A 16,285-nucleotide genomic window follows, 5' to 3' on the forward strand; every position below is an offset into this window, starting at 1 on the left:
CCTGGGAACGAAAGTACCTAGACGAGGGTGGAAGCCCCCACCGACGAAGAGGGCGACTCAATGGACGAAGCGGACGCTTCCCCCGTCGGTGCCGAAGCTGATACAGAAGACCCGTCGGTCGGGTCCGTGGTCGGCGGCGTCGTCGGCTCGGTGGTCGGCGGTGGAGTGGTCGTGGTCGGCGGCGTCGTCGGCGGCCGCGTCGTCGGCCTGGTGGTGGGCGGCGTCGTGGTGGGTCGCGTCGTCCGCGGCGGCGTCGTAGTGGTGCCCTCGGTCGGCTGGGTGGTCGGGTCGTCCGTCTGCGCCGGGTCGGTCGTCGTGGGCGCCGAGGACGGCTCGACGCTCGGCGGCAACGACGGCTCCAGCGACGGCAGGTCGGTCGGGAGCGGCTCCTCGCTGGGCGCGGCGTCCGGCGCCGTGGGCGGGCTGACCGCGATGCCGTCGCCGCAGGTGAGGTCGCCACCGGTGCCGGTGCTCTCGGCACCGGCCACGGTCACCTGACCGGTCGAGACGGTGACCGCGCCCGGGTCGATCGCATACCAGGCGACGCCGGTGTTGACCACCTCGCCACCGCTGCGGGTGACCGTCAGGTGCAGCGGCTGGTAGGCGCCGCTCGTGCTGGTCGTGTCGGCCAGCAGGCGGCCGGCCTGCAGGCCCAGGGTGGCCTTCGGGGTGTGCTCCCGGCCGGACTCGGTGGCCAGCGAGGTCAGGTCAACCTGGGAACCGGCACAGAGCACCAGGATCGCCCCGCCGGGGAGGGTGAGGCGGGCGGTGGCCTGGTTGGGCACCTCGACCCGGGTGCCGTTCGCCAGGTATCGCCGGTCGCCGGGCTCGAGCGCGGTGATGGCGCCGTCCACGACCGCGTTGGCGCGGCCCCGGTCGACGGTGAGCAGGGCGTTGTCGGTGGGCATCTCGGCCCACGCCGGGCCGGGCCGGAAGCTCAGGCCGGTGAACACCAGCGCCGTCACCAGCAGGCCCACGGTGAGCCACCAGAGCCGGCCCTCGAAGCGGCGGTCGGTCGACGAGTTCTCCGGTCCCTCCGGCGGGCCGGGCGGCACCGCGAGCGGCGGGTAGGAGTCCTGACCGGGCGCGCCGGGCCGCAGGCCGCCGGACGCCGCGACCACCGGCATCGGCGAACCGGGCCGGTGCGTGGCGCCGACCAGCGGCGGCAGGTCGGAGGCGTCCGGCAGCACCCACAGCCGCACCGGGGTGCGGGTCTGCGCCACCATGCCGGGGCTGCCGTCGCCGACCGGGCCGACCAGGGTGCCGCGGCGCAGTTCGACGTCGTCCGGCATCGCGATCACGCCGGACTCGACCACGATGGCGTGGGTCGGTCCGGGCAGGATCACCGGCGAGCCGGCGTCCAGGTCGACCGGGTGCGCCGAGGCGATCAGCGCGAGCCGCTGGTCGACCGCCAGGCCGGAGAGCGCGGGCGTGTCGGCGAACAGCGCCTCGGCCTCGGCCCGGTCCTGCGGCGGCGGCCCGGGCAGCGGGCCCACCACGGTCGCGATGGTGGCGCTCGGGATGGCCAGCAGGGTGGTGCCCGCGGTGTGCCAGTCGAGCTGGGTGGACCGGCCGGTCAGCGCGTTGACCAGACCCACCACCCCGCCCGCGCCGACGTGGTGCCGGATCGTGCCGGGCGGGTCGCCGGGCTTGCGGGCCTGCAGCGCGCCCTCGACCACGACGTACACCGAGGACTGTGCCCCGCCGGCCAGCACCATCTGGCGGCCGGTGTTCGGGTGCACCCAGCGGGCCCGCGCGGCCAGGCCGTGCAGCGCCGGTTCGGGCAGGCCGCCCAGGTCGGAGGCGAGCAGCGCGGCCACCCGGCGCGGGGCGTCCGCCTCGCGGTCGTTCTCGGCGCGCTGCTGCCCGGACCGGCGCCACCACCGGGCCAGGCGGCTGAGCAGGAAGAAGACGGCCGGTGCGCCGAGCCCCAGCACCACCAGCACGAGCAGTAGGCCGCCGAGCAGGCCGGCCTGCCAGAGACCGGTGGCCAGCCCGGAGATCCGGTCGGCGAAGACCCGGTAGGTCACCGCGGCGGCCAGCACCAGCCAGACCACGGCGAGGATGCCGTAGACGCCGACCAGCCGGCCCTCCCGGTCCAGCGTGGACCAGCGCGGCGACTGCCCGCGCAGCCGGCCGCCGACCCAGGCCAGCCCGCGGGCGCGCACCGACGGCACCTCGAGCCAGTCCATCAGCAGGTACATGCCGTCGAGCGGGAGGAACGGGCTGAGCTGGAAGAACGCGTTCAGATAGAGCAGGAAGGCCAGTTTGAAGGCCAGCCCGCCGAGCGCCGGCACCGCGAGGCCGCCGAGCTGCACCACGCCGGCCAGCAGCAGCGCGCCGGCCGGACCGGAGACGGCGACCAGCATGCGGGCCCGGCGACCGGCCATCCACGCGTCGGTGGTGTCCACGAAGAAGGACGGGATGCCGAAGTAGAAGGCCAGCCCGGCCGCCGACACCTCCCGGCCGGCGGCCTTGGTGGCCAGCGCCCGGCTCAGCTCGTGCAGCACCAGCACGCCGGCGTTCAGCACCACCAGCACGATGGCGCCGGCCAGATAGGAGTTGGCGGTCAGGAACAGCGACTGGCTGCCGCCCACCCAGGTGCCGATGAACAGCACCAGGCCGAGCACCGCCAGAATCCCGGTGGCCACGAACGCCGCGGTGCTGAACAGGAACCGGCCACCGGCCCGGTAGAGCGCGGTGACCAGGCCGTCGATCGGGAAGACCAGGGTGCGCCGGCCGCGCATCATCTGGCCGGGCCGCTCCGGCGGCGCCTTGCGGCGGCCCTCCTCCAGCGGCCGGAAGGCGTCCATCGGCAGTTCGTCGAGCATCCGGTTGCCGGCCAGGTCGGCCACCACCCGGCGGACCTGGTCCGGGGCGAGCCGGCCGGCGATCCGGGCGAACTCGGCGACCAGCCGGGCCACCGTGTTCTCGCCGTCCATCAGCAGCGCCAGCTGCCACTCCTCGGGGGTGAGGCGCAGGTAACCGGAGCGGATGCCGTCGTCGGGCGAGCGCAGCATGATGTACGGCACGCCGCGGGCCGAGGTCAGTTGAACCGCCTCGATGCCGGCCCGCAGCACCGGGCGGGCGCTGGCCGGGTTGAGGCGGTCGACGACCGCGCCCCACAGGCCGGGGTCGGCCGGGCCGCCTGGCTCGCCGGGAGCCCGGCCGGCCAGAGCTTCCCAGACATTCACGCGGGACTCGACGTAGGTCAACTGAGGGGGCCCTCTCAACTGCGCGGCGGGGCACCGCCGATGGCGGAATGGAGATTAGGCGGTCAGGCTGCACCAAGGCGAGCCCCTCGAGGCGTTAAGTCCGGCTTGCAATAAAAGTCCGGAATAGCGGCATACACATGCGTACGGCGGGCGGCGCGACAACCCCCTTGTCGCGCCGCCCGCCGTGGCGGGGAGGAACTGCTCGTATCGACCGGCCTACTTGGCCTCGGTCAGGGTGGCCGTCACCTGCTTCTTGGCGCCGTCCCGGGTGTAGTCGAGGGTCATCTGCTGGCCCACCTTGCCCTGCTGGACCGCCGCCACCAGGTCGTTGGAGCCGTCGATGGCCTTGCCGTCCACCTGGGTGACCACGTCGCCCTGCTGGAGGCCGGCCTTGGCCGCGGCGCTCTCCGGGGTGACGCTCTTGACCAGGGCGCCGCCGTTCTCGGCGTCGGTGACGCTGACGCCGAGCGCCGGGTGGCTGACCTTGCGGCCGGCCATCAGGTCCTCGGCGACCAGCTTGGCCTTGTCGCTCGGGATCGCGAAGCCCAGGCCGATGTTGCCCGAGCCCTGGCCGCCGGTGGCGATCGCCGAGTTGATGCCGATCACCTCGCCGTTCGTGTTGACCAGCGCGCCGCCGGAGTTGCCCGGGTTGATCGGCGCGTCGGTCTGCAGCAGGCCCGACATGGTGGTGGGCGCGGACTGGTTGCCGAACGGGCTGCCGTCGCTGCCACCGCCGGACTGGATGGTGCGGTCCTTGGCGCTCAGGATGCCGGCGGTCACCGAACCCTCCAGACCCAGCGGGCTGCCGATGGCCAGCACCGTGTCGCCGACCTCCATCTTGGCGCTGGTGCCGAACTTGGCGGCCTGCAGGTCGCTCACCCCGGTGGCCTTGATCACCGCGAGGTCGGTGCGTTCGTCGGTGCCGACGATCGAGGCCTGCGCCTTCTGGCCGTCGGCGAAGATGACCGTCACCGAACTGCCCTGCGCCGAGGCGACCACGTGGTTGTTGGTCACGATGAAGCCGTCCGCGGTGAGCACCACGCCGGAGCCCTCGCCGGACCCGGTGGTGATGGAGACGACGCTGTCCTGGACGGCGGCCGCGATCTGGGCCAGCGACGAACGGTCGACCACCCGGGTGACCGAGGAGTTGCCGGTCTGCACGGTCGGCGAGGAACCGTCGCCGTCGAAGGCCAGTGCCGTGGCGGCGCCGACCCCACCCGCGACGAGCGCGATCAACACGGCGGCGGCGCCGGCCACCAGGGTCTTGCGACCACGGCCGGGCGCCGGCGGCGGTCCGCCCACGGGCTGGGCCCAGGCCGGCTGCTGCCCCTCGGCGGGCGGCCAGCCGTGGCCGTCGGTGGCACCGGGCTGGCCCCACGCCTGCTGACCCGGCTGGCCCTGACCCGGTTGGCCCTGACCCGGCTGGCCCTGACCCGGCTGGCCCTGACCCGGCTGGCCCTGACCCGGCTGGCCCTCGGTGTGCGCCTGGCTGCCCGGCTGGGCCCAGGCCGCGTAGCCGGCCTGCTGCGCGTACTGCTGTTGCTGGTAGGCCTGGTGGTGGTAGCCCGGCTGCTGCCACGGCGAGTGCGGCTGCTGCCAGGTCTGCTGCTGCGGATGCTGCGGCTGCGGCCACGGCTGACCGGACTGGGGAGCGCCCGACACCGGTGCGCCCCACTGCGGCGCGTTGCTGGCGGGCTGTCCTCCGGCCTGCGCGGAGAACCCGAGCCCCTCCAGGCCGGCGGGCTGCGCGGCGGCGCCGGCGTGCGCGGCGACGGGGGGCTGCGCGGCGGTCGGCGGCTCGGCCTGACCCCGTTCCGCCTCGCCCTGCCCGGGCCGCGGGTCGGTCTCGTTCTCGTTCATGCCACCCACCTTGCCCCCCGCGACTCGTACCCGACTGAGTTATGCCTGGATGTTTTCTGTGAAGCTTTTGTCGTGATTTAACGTAGGCAACGTGACCCGGAAGGTCGCGCCCTGGCCCGGTTCGCTGACCACCTCGACAGTGCCGTGGTGGGCCCGCACGATGGCCGCCACGATGGCCAGGCCCAGGCCGGTGCCGGTGGCCTCGCGCTCGGTGTGCCGGGTGCGTGCCTCGTCGGCGCGATAGAAACGCTCGAAGACGTGTGACTTCTGGTCGGCGGACAGGCCCGGCCCGGTGTCCGAGATCTCGATCACCGCGCGGTCGCCCGGTTCGGCGTACAACCGCAGCGTCACCGACGCCTCCGGCGGGGTGTGCACCAGCGCGTTGGTCATCAGGTTGCCGATCACCTGCCGCAGCCGGCCGTCGTCCCCGTAGGCGACCAGGCGGTCCACCTCGTCCTTGACCTCGAGGGTGATCGAGCGCTCCGGCGCGGTCGCCTCGGCCGCCTGCACCGCGTCGAGGGCCAGCACCGGCAGCTCGACCGGGCCCAGGGTGAGCGGCCGCTCCCGGTCCAGCCGGGCGAGCAGCAGCAGGTCCTCGACCAGCAGGCCCATCCGGGCGGCCTCGTCCTCGATCCGGCGGACCAGCCGGGCCACGTCGTCCGGGCCGGTGACCGCGCCCTGCCGGTACAACTCGGCGAAACCACGGATGGTCGTCAGCGGCGTACGCAGCTCGTGGGAGGCGTCCGCCACGAATTGCCGCATCTTGGCCTCGGAGCGCACCGCCCGGGCCTCGGAGACCTGCGCCGCCTCGGCCGCGTTCTTGGCCACCGCCTCGGCCGACCGGGCCGCCGCCTCGGACTCGGCGCGCGCCTTGAAGGCCGCCTCGATCTGGGCCAGCATCGCGTTCAGCGCGCGGGACAGCCGGCCCAACTCGGTGGTCGGCTCGCCGCCGTCCGCCTCGGGGTCGGGCACCCGCTGGCTCAGGTCGCCGGCCGCGATCGCCGCCGCGGTCCGCTCGATCTGCACGAGCGGGATGAGACTCTGCCGCACAATGGCCGCGCCCACCGAGGCCAGCGCGATCAGCACGCCGACGCCGACCAGCACGTCCACCCAGACCATCCAGGTGATCGCGCGTTCGATCACGGACATCTTCTCGGCCACCTGCACGACCGTGCCGTTGCTGCTGGTCACCACAATCGCCCGCCAGTACACCCGGCCGCTGGGCGAGCGCACGGTGTACGGCTGGTCCATCACCGCGTAGACCTCGTCGACGCCCTTGACCATCGGCGGCAGGTCGTCGGCGGCCAGCTTGGTGTCGCCCACCCAGGGCGCGTGCGCGCGGAAACCGCTGATCGTGCTGGTCGAGACGTAGAAGTCGCCGGGCACCGGGATCTGCGCCCAGCGCGAGTCGGCGATGGTCCGGGCGTAGATCGCCAGCGACTCGTCCAGCCGCTGCTGGAGATAGGTGTGCAGGGCGTACGTGCTGGCCGCGCTGATCAGGGTGAGTGCGGCGAACACCAGCACCAGCACCGAGGCGACCAGCTTGGTGCGCAGCGAGATCTTGCGCAGGTTGGGCTGTTGCGGCAGCGAGAGCCGGACCCGCTCGGCGAGCGACACGACCCGGCTCAGACGGCGGGTTTGCGCAGCACGTAGCCCACGCCGCGGAGGGTGTGGATCAGGCGCGGCTGCACGTTGTCGACCTTGCGGCGCAGGTACGAGATGTAGGACTCGACGATGTTGTCGTCGCCGCGGAAGTCGTACTTCCAGACGTGGTCGAGGATCTGCGCCTTGGACAGCACCCGGTTGGCGTTGAGCATCAGGTAGCGCAGCAGCTTGAACTCGGTCGGCGACAGCTGGACCCGCTGGCCCGCCCGGTAGACCTCGTGGGTCTCCTCGTCGAGTTCGAGGTCGGCGAAGACCAGCCGGGACGGCTCCTCGTCGCCCTGCGTGGTGCGGCGCAGCACGGCCCGGATGCGGGCGGTGAGTTCCTCGAGGCTGAACGGCTTGGTGACGTAGTCGTCACCGCCCAGGGTGAGCCCGCGGATCTTGTCGTCGGTGCCGTCCCGGGCGGTCAGGAAGACCACGGGGGTGCGCTGGCCGCCCTCGCGCATCAGCCGGATGACCTCGAAACCGTCGAGGTCGGGCAGCATCACGTCGAGGACGACGAGGTCGGGCGTCGAGTTTTTGGCGGCGCTGACCGCCGCGCTGCCGCTGGTCGCGGTGCTCACGTCGAACCCGGCGAAGCGCAGGCTGGCGGACAGGAGCTCCAGGATGTTGGCGTCGTCCTCGACGACGAGGAGCTTCGCCTCACTCTGCTTGGGCTGGGTTTGAGCGGCCATGGTGCCCATTCTTTATCAGCGCGCTGCACCTTCGCTGCACGCTGCCTGAAAGTTGTCTGAAAAACCGCCTTCAGTCAGGTCAAGGGCGGCGGCGGGGTGGTCGGACGGGCTAGGCGGCCAGGCGATATCCGTTCACCGCGAGTGACGACTGGGCAGCCCGGGCGAGCCCGCGCCGGTCCGCATCGGCGGCCGGGCGCAGCGCCGGCGCCGTGACGAGGGTCACTGTCAGGGACCGTAGCGCGGCCACCCGGCGTACGGAATCCCAGAGGGTGTCGTCGCCGACGAAAGCCGCCGCCGCGCTGTCGTAGCGGATCGAGGCGGGCACCACCGGCGCCCGGGCGTCGATCGCGGCCTGGAACAGCGCCGACCGGAACCGGCCCTGGCTGACCCCGCAGTGGGTGGTGCCCTCCGGAAACGCGGCCACCGTCCGGCCGGCCCGCAGCGCCGCGGCCACCTCGGCGACCGTGACCGGCAGGGACTTCGGCCGGGAACGGTCGATGAAGATCGCCCCGGACCACCCGGCCAGCATCCCGATCCCCGGCCACCCGCCGACCTCGCCCTTGGCCACCAGCCGCACCGGCGCCACCGCGAGCAGCACCAGGATGTCCAGCCAGGAGACGTGGTTGGCGGCCAGCAGACTGCCCGGCCGCGGCGCCGGTCCCTGCCGCACCAGCCGGATACCGAGCACCGCGAGCATGGTGCGGGCCAGGGTCCGCAGCCCGGCGCCACGCAGGAGCGGCACCAGCAGCAAACCACCGAGGAGTACGCCGGCCAGAGTGAGCATCCGGACCGTCCGTAGCCCCCAGACCGCGGCCAGGTCGGCACCGTCCCGGCAGTGCCTCCCGCACCCGGAGACGGGCTGCCAGATCATCGCGCCGCTCCCAGGAAGTGCCGGCGGTAGCGCGGGTCCAGCCGGTCCATCGAGAACAGCACGTAGAAGTCGGCGCACTCGAAGTCCGGGTCGTACGCCGGCCGGCCGCAGACCCAGCTGCCCAGCCGCAGATAGCCCTTGAGCAGCGCGGGCGGCTGCAGCTTGGGGTCGCCGGCCAGCGGATACTCGGCCAGCCAGTCCCGCCGCGGGTCGACCCGCAGGGCCGGCGGCGACAGGTGTCTGGCCTGCACCCGGGCCCACACCCCGGCCGCCGTGGCGCCGCCGTCGGCCAGCGGCACCGAGGCGCAGCCGCCGAGCCAGCGCAGGTTGTTGAGGTGCAGGTAGCGGGCGATACCGGCCCACATGAGGTTGACCACGGCGCCACTGCGGTGGTCCGGGTGAACGCACGAGCGGCCGGTCTCGACCAGTTGATCGCGCAGCGGGTGCAGCCGGCTCAGGTCGAACTCGCCGTCGCCGTACCGGCGACCGGCTCGCTCGGCGGCCTTCGGCGGCAGCATCCGGTAGGTGCCGACCACCGCGCCGGTCGCGTCGTCGCGCACGATCAGGTGGTCGCAGTGCTCGTCGAACTCGTCGGCGTCCCGGCCGTCCACGGCGCCGTGCAGCCGGGCGCCGAGTTCGCCGGCGAAGACGTCGTGGCGCAGCCGTTGCGCGGCCGCCACCTGGTCGGAGTCGTCGGCGATGAGCAGGGTGTAGCCGCTGGTCCCGGTGGATGCGGGAGCGGTCAGAAGAACTGCCATGAGATCTGTGTAAGCGCGACACCTGCCGATGGAATGTCGCCCTAGGTGGCGATTCATGGCCGAAAAATGAACGCCTTGTGCGAGCCTGCCAGGCATGCGGATTGATGCGCGTTTCAACGGCCCGCCGGGCACCGGGAACGGCGGCTGGTCGGCGGGTGCATTCGCGGCCGCGGGCGGTGCCCGGCTCGGTGGGCCCGTGGTCGAGGTGACCCTGCGGGTGCCACCGCCGCTCGAGACCGAGATGACCGTCGCGGACGGCGCGGTACTGGCCGGCGACACCCTGGTCGCCACGCTGGCCGCGGCCGCCGGCGAGCTCACCGCGGTCGAGCCGGTCGATCGGGACACCGCGGCGGCGGCCGCCCGGTCCTATCCGGGCCTCGCGCACCACCCGTTCCCCACCTGCTTTGTCTGCGGCCCGGACCACCCGGATGGCCTGCGCATCTTCCCGGGCCTGCTGCCGGACGGCCGGACCGCGGCGCCGTGGACCGTGCCGGCCGATGTCGAGTTCGCGACCGTGTGGGCCGCGCTGGACTGCCCGGGCGGCTGGTGCGCGCTGGCCGACGGCCGGGTCTATGTGCTCGGCCGGATCGCCGCCACCGTTACTGAGCTGCCGAAACCCGGCGACACCTGTGTCGTGGTCGGTGCCCTCGAGGCGAGTTCCGGGCGCAAGGCCATGGTCAATTCGACGGTGTACGCACCGGACGGTGCCCGAATTGCGTCGGCCCGGGCCACATGGATAGCTCCGAACTAGTACGTTGATCCTTTCCGAGCACCGGAAGGAGCCTGGTCGATGGGCGGGCCAGAACCCGACGAGATCGTCGTGGATCACCTCACCAAGCAGTACAAGCGTCTACGTGCCGTCGACGATCTGTCCTTCCGGGTCCGCCCCGGCCGGGTCACCGGCTTCCTCGGGCCGAACGGCGCCGGCAAGACCACCACGCTGCGGATGCTGCTCGGCCTGGTCACCCCGACCTCGGGTACGGCCACGTTCGGCAGCCGGCGCTACCACGACCTGGAGGAGCCGATCAAGCGGGTCGGCGCGGTCCTCGAGGCGTCCAGCGCGCACCGCGGTCGCACCGGGCGCAACCACCTGCGGATGATCTGCAAGGCCACCGGACTGCCCGACTCCCGCGCCGACGAGGCGCTCGCCCTGGTCGGCCTCACCCCGGCGGCCAAGCGCAAGTTCAAGGGCTATTCGCTGGGCATGAAACAGCGGCTCGGCATCGCGGCCGCCATGCTGGGCGACCCGCGGGTGCTGATCCTGGACGAGCCGGCCAACGGCCTCGACCCCGAGGGCATCCGGTGGATGCGTGACCTGCTCAAGGCCCTCGCCGGCGAGGGCCGCACGGTGCTGGTCTCCAGCCACCTGCTGGGCGAGATGCAACTGCTCGCCGACGACGTGGTGATCCTGGCCGCCGGCAAACTGATCCAGCAGGGCACCGTCGACGACGTGCTGGGCTCAATGAACGCGGCCCAGGTCCGGGTGCGCACGCCGCAGCCGGCCGAGCTGACCGCCGCGCTCGACAAGCTGAACGCCACCGTGACCGCGCAGGCCGACGGCGCGCTGCTGATCACCGGCGCGGACGCGGCCGCGGTCGGGCACGCCGCCTTCACCGCATCCGTCGAGCTGCACGAGCTGATCGGCGAACGCGGCGATCTCGAACAGGTCTTCCTGCAGCTCACGGCCGGAAAGGCGGGCATTCGATGAGGCTCATCCGTGCCGAGTTGTTCAAGGTTCGCACCACCAGCATCTGGTGGATCATGGGCATCATCCTGCTGCCGCTGTACGCGGCCAGCCTGGGCTTCAACTGGCTTCAGTCGTACGCGCTGGTCACTGGCCAGGCCGACGCGGAGGGCGGGCCGGGCAGCGCCGAGGCCCAGGTGGAGGCGGTCGCTCAGCCGATCAACATCGCCACCAACATGTACACCACGGGCCAGTACATGGGCGTCCTGATCGTCCTGCTGCTCTCCGCGATCATCGTGACCAGCGAGTTCTTCCACCTGACCGCGACCACCACGTTCCTGGTCACGCCGCGCCGCGAGGCCGTGATCCTGGCCAAGTTCGGTGCCGCGATCATCGTGAGCCTGCTGGTCTGGGCGCTCACCACGCTGCTCAACCTGGCCCTGGTCCCGCTGATCATGGACGCGCTCAACATCCCGAGCATGATCGGCGAGGCCGCGGTCTGGCGTTCGATCGGGCTCAACGCGCTCGCGTTCCTGCTCTGGTCGGTGCTCGGTGTCGGTCTCGGCGTGCTGATCCGCAGCCAGCTGGCGGCCACGCTGATCCTCGGCATCGTCTACACCATCGGCACCACGATCTTCCAGATCATCTTCGCGCTGCTCACCCAGTACGTGGCGGAGTGGATCGAGAACCTGCAGGTGCTGGTGCCGACCACGGCTTCGGCACTGATGCTCTCCGGCACCGAACTGCCCGGAAACCCGCCGCGCTGGGTGGGTGCCGCGGTGCTTATCGGGTACGCGCTGGTGGCCGGCATCGTGGGCACCCTGATCACGAAACGGCGCGACATCAGCTAGCCTCGTCCAACCGCCCCACCACCGCCCTTAATCGGACTGAAGGCCGGCCTGAGACCTGACGCGGGCACGAACCACACCTCCGCACGGCGTAGCCTTGACACCGAATTGCTTCCCCGTCCCATGTGACGAACCAGTCGCGTGCCGACAAACACGGTGAAAGAGGCGAACACGAAAGTGTCGACCCAGCAGACTTCGCATGACAACCCACTCGCGGACTTCGGTCCCAACGAGTGGATCGTCGACGAGATGTACCAGCGCTACCTGGCCGACCCCACCAGCGTCGACCCGGCCTGGCACGACTTTTTCGCCGACTACAAGCCGGCGATGGCAACGGGTTCGATCGTCACACCGGACGAGGCCCGGGCGGCCAGCGCGACCGCCTCGGCCAAGCGCGCCGGCACCGACGCGCCGGCCGCCGCCACGGTGGCGCCGGTCAAGCCGACCGTTCCCGAAGCTGCGAAGCCTGCCGCACCAGCACCAGCCGCCAAGCCGGCACCGGCCGCCAAGCCCGCGGCCAACGGCAAGGCACCCGAGGGCGCCAAGGTCACCACGCTGCGCGGCGTGGCCGCCAAGATCGTGCAGAACATGGACGCCTCGCTCGAGGTGCCCACCGCCACCTCGGTGCGCGCGGTGCCGGCCAAACTCATGGTCGACAACCGCATCGTGATCAACAATCACCTCGCCCGGGGCCGGGGCGGCAAGGTCAGCTTCACCCACCTGATCGGCTGGGCCCTGGTCCGGGCCGTGCTCAAGCACCCCGAGATGAACAACTCGTTCGCCGAGGTGGACGGCAAGCCGGCCCTGGTCGCGCCCGAGCACGTCAACCTGGGCATCGCGATCGACCTGGCCAAGAAGGACGGGTCCCGCTCGCTGGTGGTGCCGTCCATCAAGAACTGCGAGCGGATGGACTTCCGCAAGTTTTGGCAGGCGTACGAGGACGTGGTCCGGCGCGCCCGCCGCAACGAGCTGACCATGGAGGACTACTCCGGCACCACGATCTCGCTCACCAACCCGGGCGGCATCGGCACGGTGCACTCCATCCCGCGCCTGATGACCGGCCAGAGCGCGATCGTCGGCGTCGGCGCCATGGAATACCCGGCCCCGTACGCCGGGATGAGCGACGAGACCCTCTCCGAGCACGGCGTCAGCAAGGTCACGACGCTCACCAGCACCTACGACCACCGGGTCATCCAGGGTGCGCAGTCCGGTGAGTTCCTCAAGGCCATGCACGAGTACCTGCTCGGCGACCACAGCTTCTACGACGACATCTTCACCTCACTGCGGATCCCGTACGAGCCGGTGCGCTGGGTGCGCGACGTGGCGCGCACCTCCGAGGGGCAGATCGACAAGGCCGCCCGGGTGGTCGAGCTCATTCACGCCTACCGGGTGCGCGGTCACCTGATGGCCGACACCGACCCGCTCGAGTTCGAGATCCGCCGGCACCCCGACCTGGACGTGCTCCAGCACGGCCTCACTCTCTGGGACCTGGACCGCACGTTCCCGGTGGGCGGCTTCGCCGGCAAGCAGAAGATGAAGCTGCGCGACGTGCTCGGCGTGCTGCGCGACACCTACTGCCGCCGGGTCGGCATCGAGTACATGCACATCCAGGGCCCCGAGGAGCGGCGCTGGATCCAGGACCGCATCGAGATCAAGTACACCAAGCCCGACTCGGACGAGCAGAAGCACGTGCTCAACCGGCTCAACGCGGCCGAGGCGTTCGAGACCTTCCTGCAGACCAAGTTCGTCGGCCAGAAGCGGTTCTCGCTGGAGGGCGGCGAGTCGCTGATCCCGCTGCTCGACGCGGTGCTGCAGTCCTCGGCCGAGGCCGGCCTGGACGAGATGGTCATCGGCATGGCCCATCGCGGCCGGCTCAACGTGCTCGCCAACATCGTCGGCAAGCCGTACGAAAAGATCTTCAACGAGTTCGAAGGCCAGATGGACCCGAAGTCGGCGCACGGCTCCGGCGACGTGAAATACCACCTGGGCCAGACCGGGAAATACACGACGCCCGACGGCGAGCACGCCACCACCGTGAGCGTGGTCGCCAACCCGTCCCACCTGGAGGCCGTCGACCCGGTGCTGGAGGGCATCGTCCGGGCCAAGCAGGACCGCCTCGACCTGGGCCTGCACGGCTACACGGTGCTCCCGCTGCTGGTGCACGGCGACGCCGCATTCGCCGGCCAGGGCGTGGTGGCCGAGACGCTCAACCTGTCCCAGCTGCGCGGCTACCGCACCGGCGGCACCGTGCACGTGGTGGTCAACAACCAGGTCGGCTTCACCACCGCCCCGGAGTACAGCCGTTCCTCGCTCTACTCGACCGACGTGGCCCGGATGATCCAGGCGCCGATCTTCCACGTGAACGGCGACGACCCCGAGGCCGTGGTGCGGGTGGCCAAGCTGGCCTTCGACTACCGCCAGGCGTTCAACAAGGACGTCGTCATCGACCTGGTCTGCTACCGCCGGCGCGGGCACAACGAGGGCGACGACCCGTCGATGACCAACCCGCGGATGTACGAGATCATCGACACCAAGCGCTCGGTCCGCAAGCTCTACACCGAGGAGCTGATCGGCCGCGGCGACATCACCGTGGACGACGCCCAGGAACAGCTGCGCGACTACCAGTCCCAGCTCGAGCAGGTCTTCAAGGCCACCCGGGACGCGGCCGGCACGCCGCCCCGCCCGCGGGTGCTGGCCGAGGAGCCGGAACCGCAGGTCGAGACCGCGATCGACGCGGCCGCCGTGCACGCGGTCGGCCAGGCCCACGTCGAACTGCCCGAGGGTTTCACCCCGCACAAGCGGGTGCAGCAGTTGCTGGAGCGGCGGGCCAAGATGTCCGCGGACGGCGGCATCGACTGGGGCTTCGGCGAGCTGATCGCGTTCGGCTCGCTGCTGCGCGAGGGCGTCACGGTCCGGCTGGCCGGCCAGGACTCCCGGCGCGGCACGTTCGTCTCCCGGCACGCGTCGATCGTGGACTCCAGGACCGGCAAGGACTTCCTGCCGCTGACCACGCTGACCACCGGCAACGCCCGGTTCTTCGTGCACGACTCGCTGCTCAGCGAGTACGCGGCGATGGGCTTCGAGTACGGCTACTCGGTGGAGAACCCGGAGGCGCTGGTCCTCTGGGAGGCCCAGTTCGGCGACTTCGTCAACGGCGCCCAGTCGATCGTGGACGAGTTCCTGTCGTCCGGCGAGGTGAAGTGGGGCCAGCGGTCGTCGCTGGTGCTGCTGCTCCCGCACGGCCAGGAGGGCCAGGGTCCCGACCACTCGTCCGGCCGGCCCGAGCGGTTCCTGCAGCTCTGCGCCCAGGACAACATGCGGGTGGCCAACCCGACCACCCCGGCGAACTACTTCCACCTGCTGCGCCGCCAGGCGCTGTCCAGCAAGCGCAAGCCGCTGGTGGTGTTCTCGCCGAAGTCGCTGCTGCGGCACAAGCTGGCGGTGTCCTCGGTGGCCGACTTCACCCAGGGGACGTTCCAGCCGGTGATGCCGGACGCCGGCGTCAACGGCACCCCGCTCGAAGCCGGCGCGGTCAAGCGGGTGCTGCTCTGCTCCGGCAAGGTCTACTACGACCTGTTCCAGGCCCGCGCCGAGCGCGGCATCACCGACACGGCGCTGATCCGGATGGAGCAGATCTACCCGCTGCCGGTGGCCGAGCTCAAGGCCGTCCTGTCGCAATACCCGAACGCCGAGGACTTCGCCTGGGTCCAGGAGGAGCCGGCCAACCAGGGTGCCTGGTCGTTCGTGGCGCTCAACCTGCTGGAGCACCTGGAGGGCGTACGCCTGCGGCGCATCTCCCGCCCCGCGGCGGCCGCTCCCGCGGTCGGCTCGGCCAAGATGCACGACGCCGAGCAGTCGGCGCTGATCGAGGCCGCCCTGCCCCGCCCGTAACAAGCACAAGCATTGGGGGCGCTCCGCGACTGCGGGGCGCCCCCGCTTACTATCCGGGCATGTACTTCACCGATCGGGGCATCGAGGAACTGGTCGACCGCCGCGGCGAGGAGACCGTCACGCTGGAGTGGCTGGCCGACCAGCTGCGCACCTTCGTCGACATCAACCCCGAGTTCGAAACCCCGATCGAGCGCTTCGCCACCTGGCTGGCCCGAGCCGACGAGGACGACGAGGAGTAGGTCAGGGCCTAGCCGAGCCGGGCGAGCACCTGGTCCAGCTTGACCGCCATGCCCTCGAACTTGGTTTCCAGGCCGTCGAACTTGGTTTCCAGGCCGTCGAACCGGGTTTCCAAGCCGTCAAACCGGGTTTCCAAGCCCTCGAACCGGGTTTCCAGCCGGTCGAGTCGACCGTCGAGCCGATCGACTTTGCCTTCGACCCGGTCCAGTTTGTCTTCGACCCGGGTTACTCGCTTGTCCAGCTGACCCAGCTGGACCCCGTGGTCCTTCAGCAGCCGCGTGTGTTCCTCCAGCATGCGGGTGTGCACGGCCTGGGTCTCGACCAGGCGCTCGTTGGACGCCCGTAGACGCTGAATGTCCCGGTCCACCTCGGTGCCGAAGGCCCAGTAGTGCCGGGCGTGATGTTCCAGGAACTGCAGCCTTGCCTCGAGGGGTTTCTCGCTCATGGTGACCTCCAAAGGGTGACGGGCGACCAACTCCGCGCCTCTCCGTGATCGCCACCTATTGCAGGCGACTAGTGTGCACCCGACAAGTACCGGGATGCAAGACCATCGGGCATCGTTCATCGACGGCCGGTAGGTTG

At 71.3% G+C, this 16,285-nt stretch carries 12 protein-coding genes; 5 read left to right on the forward strand and 7 right to left on the reverse strand.

Going from position 1 to position 16,285, the window contains the following annotated elements; all coding sequences use genetic code 11:
* Positions 1-17: 17 nt before the first annotated feature.
* From Ari01nite_RS07245 to Ari01nite_RS07270, 6 genes are all read right to left on the reverse strand, one after another.
* Positions 18-3,194, reverse strand: coding sequence for a zinc metalloprotease (locus tag Ari01nite_RS07245; RefSeq protein WP_239162528.1), 3,177 nt, complete (start codon positions 3,192-3,194; stop codon positions 18-20).
* Positions 3,195-3,431: 237 nt separating this feature from the next.
* Positions 3,432-5,075 (reverse strand): S1C family serine protease, encoded by a 1,644-nt coding sequence (locus Ari01nite_RS07250; RefSeq protein WP_203780250.1) that lies wholly within the window; start codon positions 5,073-5,075, stop codon positions 3,432-3,434.
* 39 nt (positions 5,076-5,114) lie between these two features.
* Positions 5,115-6,692 (reverse strand): sensor histidine kinase, encoded by a 1,578-nt coding sequence (locus Ari01nite_RS07255; protein ID WP_203780251.1) that lies wholly within the window; start codon positions 6,690-6,692, stop codon positions 5,115-5,117.
* An 8-nt stretch (positions 6,693-6,700) separates the two neighbouring features.
* The gene (locus Ari01nite_RS07260; protein WP_203780252.1) at positions 6,701-7,414 is read right to left on the reverse strand and encodes a response regulator transcription factor; all 714 of its coding nucleotides are present in this window, start codon (positions 7,412-7,414) and stop codon (positions 6,701-6,703) included.
* 109 nt (positions 7,415-7,523) lie between these two features.
* Positions 7,524-8,285, reverse strand: coding sequence for a lysophospholipid acyltransferase family protein (locus Ari01nite_RS07265; RefSeq protein WP_203780253.1), 762 nt, complete (start codon positions 8,283-8,285; stop codon positions 7,524-7,526).
* On the reverse strand, positions 8,282-9,043 hold the full coding sequence (locus tag Ari01nite_RS07270) for a GNAT family N-acetyltransferase (RefSeq protein ID WP_203780254.1): 762 nt from the start codon (positions 9,041-9,043) through the stop codon (positions 8,282-8,284). Before Ari01nite_RS07270 ends, Ari01nite_RS07265 begins: the two co-directional genes overlap by 4 nt.
* Positions 9,044-9,137: 94 nt before the next feature.
* Between Ari01nite_RS07270 and Ari01nite_RS07275 the strand changes: the two genes are divergently transcribed.
* The 5 genes from Ari01nite_RS07275 (at position 9,138) to Ari01nite_RS07295 (ending at position 15,705) form a co-directional block, all read left to right on the forward strand.
* Entirely contained in the window at positions 9,138-9,794 is a 657-nt protein-coding gene (locus tag Ari01nite_RS07275) for a hypothetical protein (RefSeq protein WP_203780255.1), read from the forward strand.
* Between the two features lie 39 nt (positions 9,795-9,833).
* Positions 9,834-10,751 (forward strand): ABC transporter ATP-binding protein, encoded by a 918-nt coding sequence (locus tag Ari01nite_RS07280; RefSeq protein ID WP_203780256.1) that lies wholly within the window; start codon positions 9,834-9,836, stop codon positions 10,749-10,751.
* Entirely contained in the window at positions 10,748-11,578 is an 831-nt protein-coding gene (locus Ari01nite_RS07285; protein ID WP_203780257.1) for an ABC transporter permease, read from the forward strand. The genes Ari01nite_RS07280 and Ari01nite_RS07285 overlap by 4 nt, the downstream gene beginning before the upstream one ends.
* 174 nt (positions 11,579-11,752) lie before the next feature.
* The gene (locus tag Ari01nite_RS07290) at positions 11,753-15,466 is read left to right on the forward strand and encodes a multifunctional oxoglutarate decarboxylase/oxoglutarate dehydrogenase thiamine pyrophosphate-binding subunit/dihydrolipoyllysine-residue succinyltransferase subunit (protein WP_203780258.1); all 3,714 of its coding nucleotides are present in this window, start codon (positions 11,753-11,755) and stop codon (positions 15,464-15,466) included.
* A 59-nt stretch (positions 15,467-15,525) separates the two neighbouring features.
* The gene (locus tag Ari01nite_RS07295) at positions 15,526-15,705 is read left to right on the forward strand and encodes a DUF6104 family protein (RefSeq protein ID WP_203780259.1); all 180 of its coding nucleotides are present in this window, start codon (positions 15,526-15,528) and stop codon (positions 15,703-15,705) included.
* Positions 15,706-15,713: 8 nt separating this feature from the next.
* Here the strand turns inward: Ari01nite_RS07295 and Ari01nite_RS07300 are convergent, their stop codons facing one another.
* Entirely contained in the window at positions 15,714-16,148 is a 435-nt protein-coding gene (locus Ari01nite_RS07300; protein ID WP_203780260.1) for a hypothetical protein, read from the reverse strand.
* Positions 16,149-16,285: the final 137 nt, after the last annotated feature.

Origin of the sequence: Paractinoplanes rishiriensis, from assembly GCF_016862375.1 — a bacterium.
GTDB lineage: Bacteria > Actinomycetota > Actinomycetes > Mycobacteriales > Micromonosporaceae > Actinoplanes > Actinoplanes rishiriensis.

Coding starts and splice junctions, on each gene's coding strand:
- Ari01nite_RS07250 (WP_203780250.1), bottom strand. CDS start 5,075: ATGAACGAGAACGAGACCGACCCGCGGCCCGGGCAGGGCGAGGCGGAA.
- Ari01nite_RS07260 (WP_203780252.1), bottom strand. CDS start 7,414: ATGGCCGCTCAAACCCAGCCCAAGCAGAGTGAGGCGAAGCTCCTCGTC.
- Ari01nite_RS07265 (WP_203780253.1), bottom strand. CDS start 8,285: ATGATCTGGCAGCCCGTCTCCGGGTGCGGGAGGCACTGCCGGGACGGT.
- Ari01nite_RS07270 (WP_203780254.1), bottom strand. CDS start 9,043: ATGGCAGTTCTTCTGACCGCTCCCGCATCCACCGGGACCAGCGGCTAC.
- Ari01nite_RS07275 (WP_203780255.1), top strand. CDS start 9,138: ATGCGGATTGATGCGCGTTTCAACGGCCCGCCGGGCACCGGGAACGGC.
- Ari01nite_RS07280 (WP_203780256.1), top strand. CDS start 9,834: ATGGGCGGGCCAGAACCCGACGAGATCGTCGTGGATCACCTCACCAAG.
- Ari01nite_RS07285 (WP_203780257.1), top strand. CDS start 10,748: ATGAGGCTCATCCGTGCCGAGTTGTTCAAGGTTCGCACCACCAGCATC.
- Ari01nite_RS07295 (WP_203780259.1), top strand. CDS start 15,526: ATGTACTTCACCGATCGGGGCATCGAGGAACTGGTCGACCGCCGCGGC.
- Ari01nite_RS07300 (WP_203780260.1), bottom strand. CDS start 16,148: ATGAGCGAGAAACCCCTCGAGGCAAGGCTGCAGTTCCTGGAACATCAC.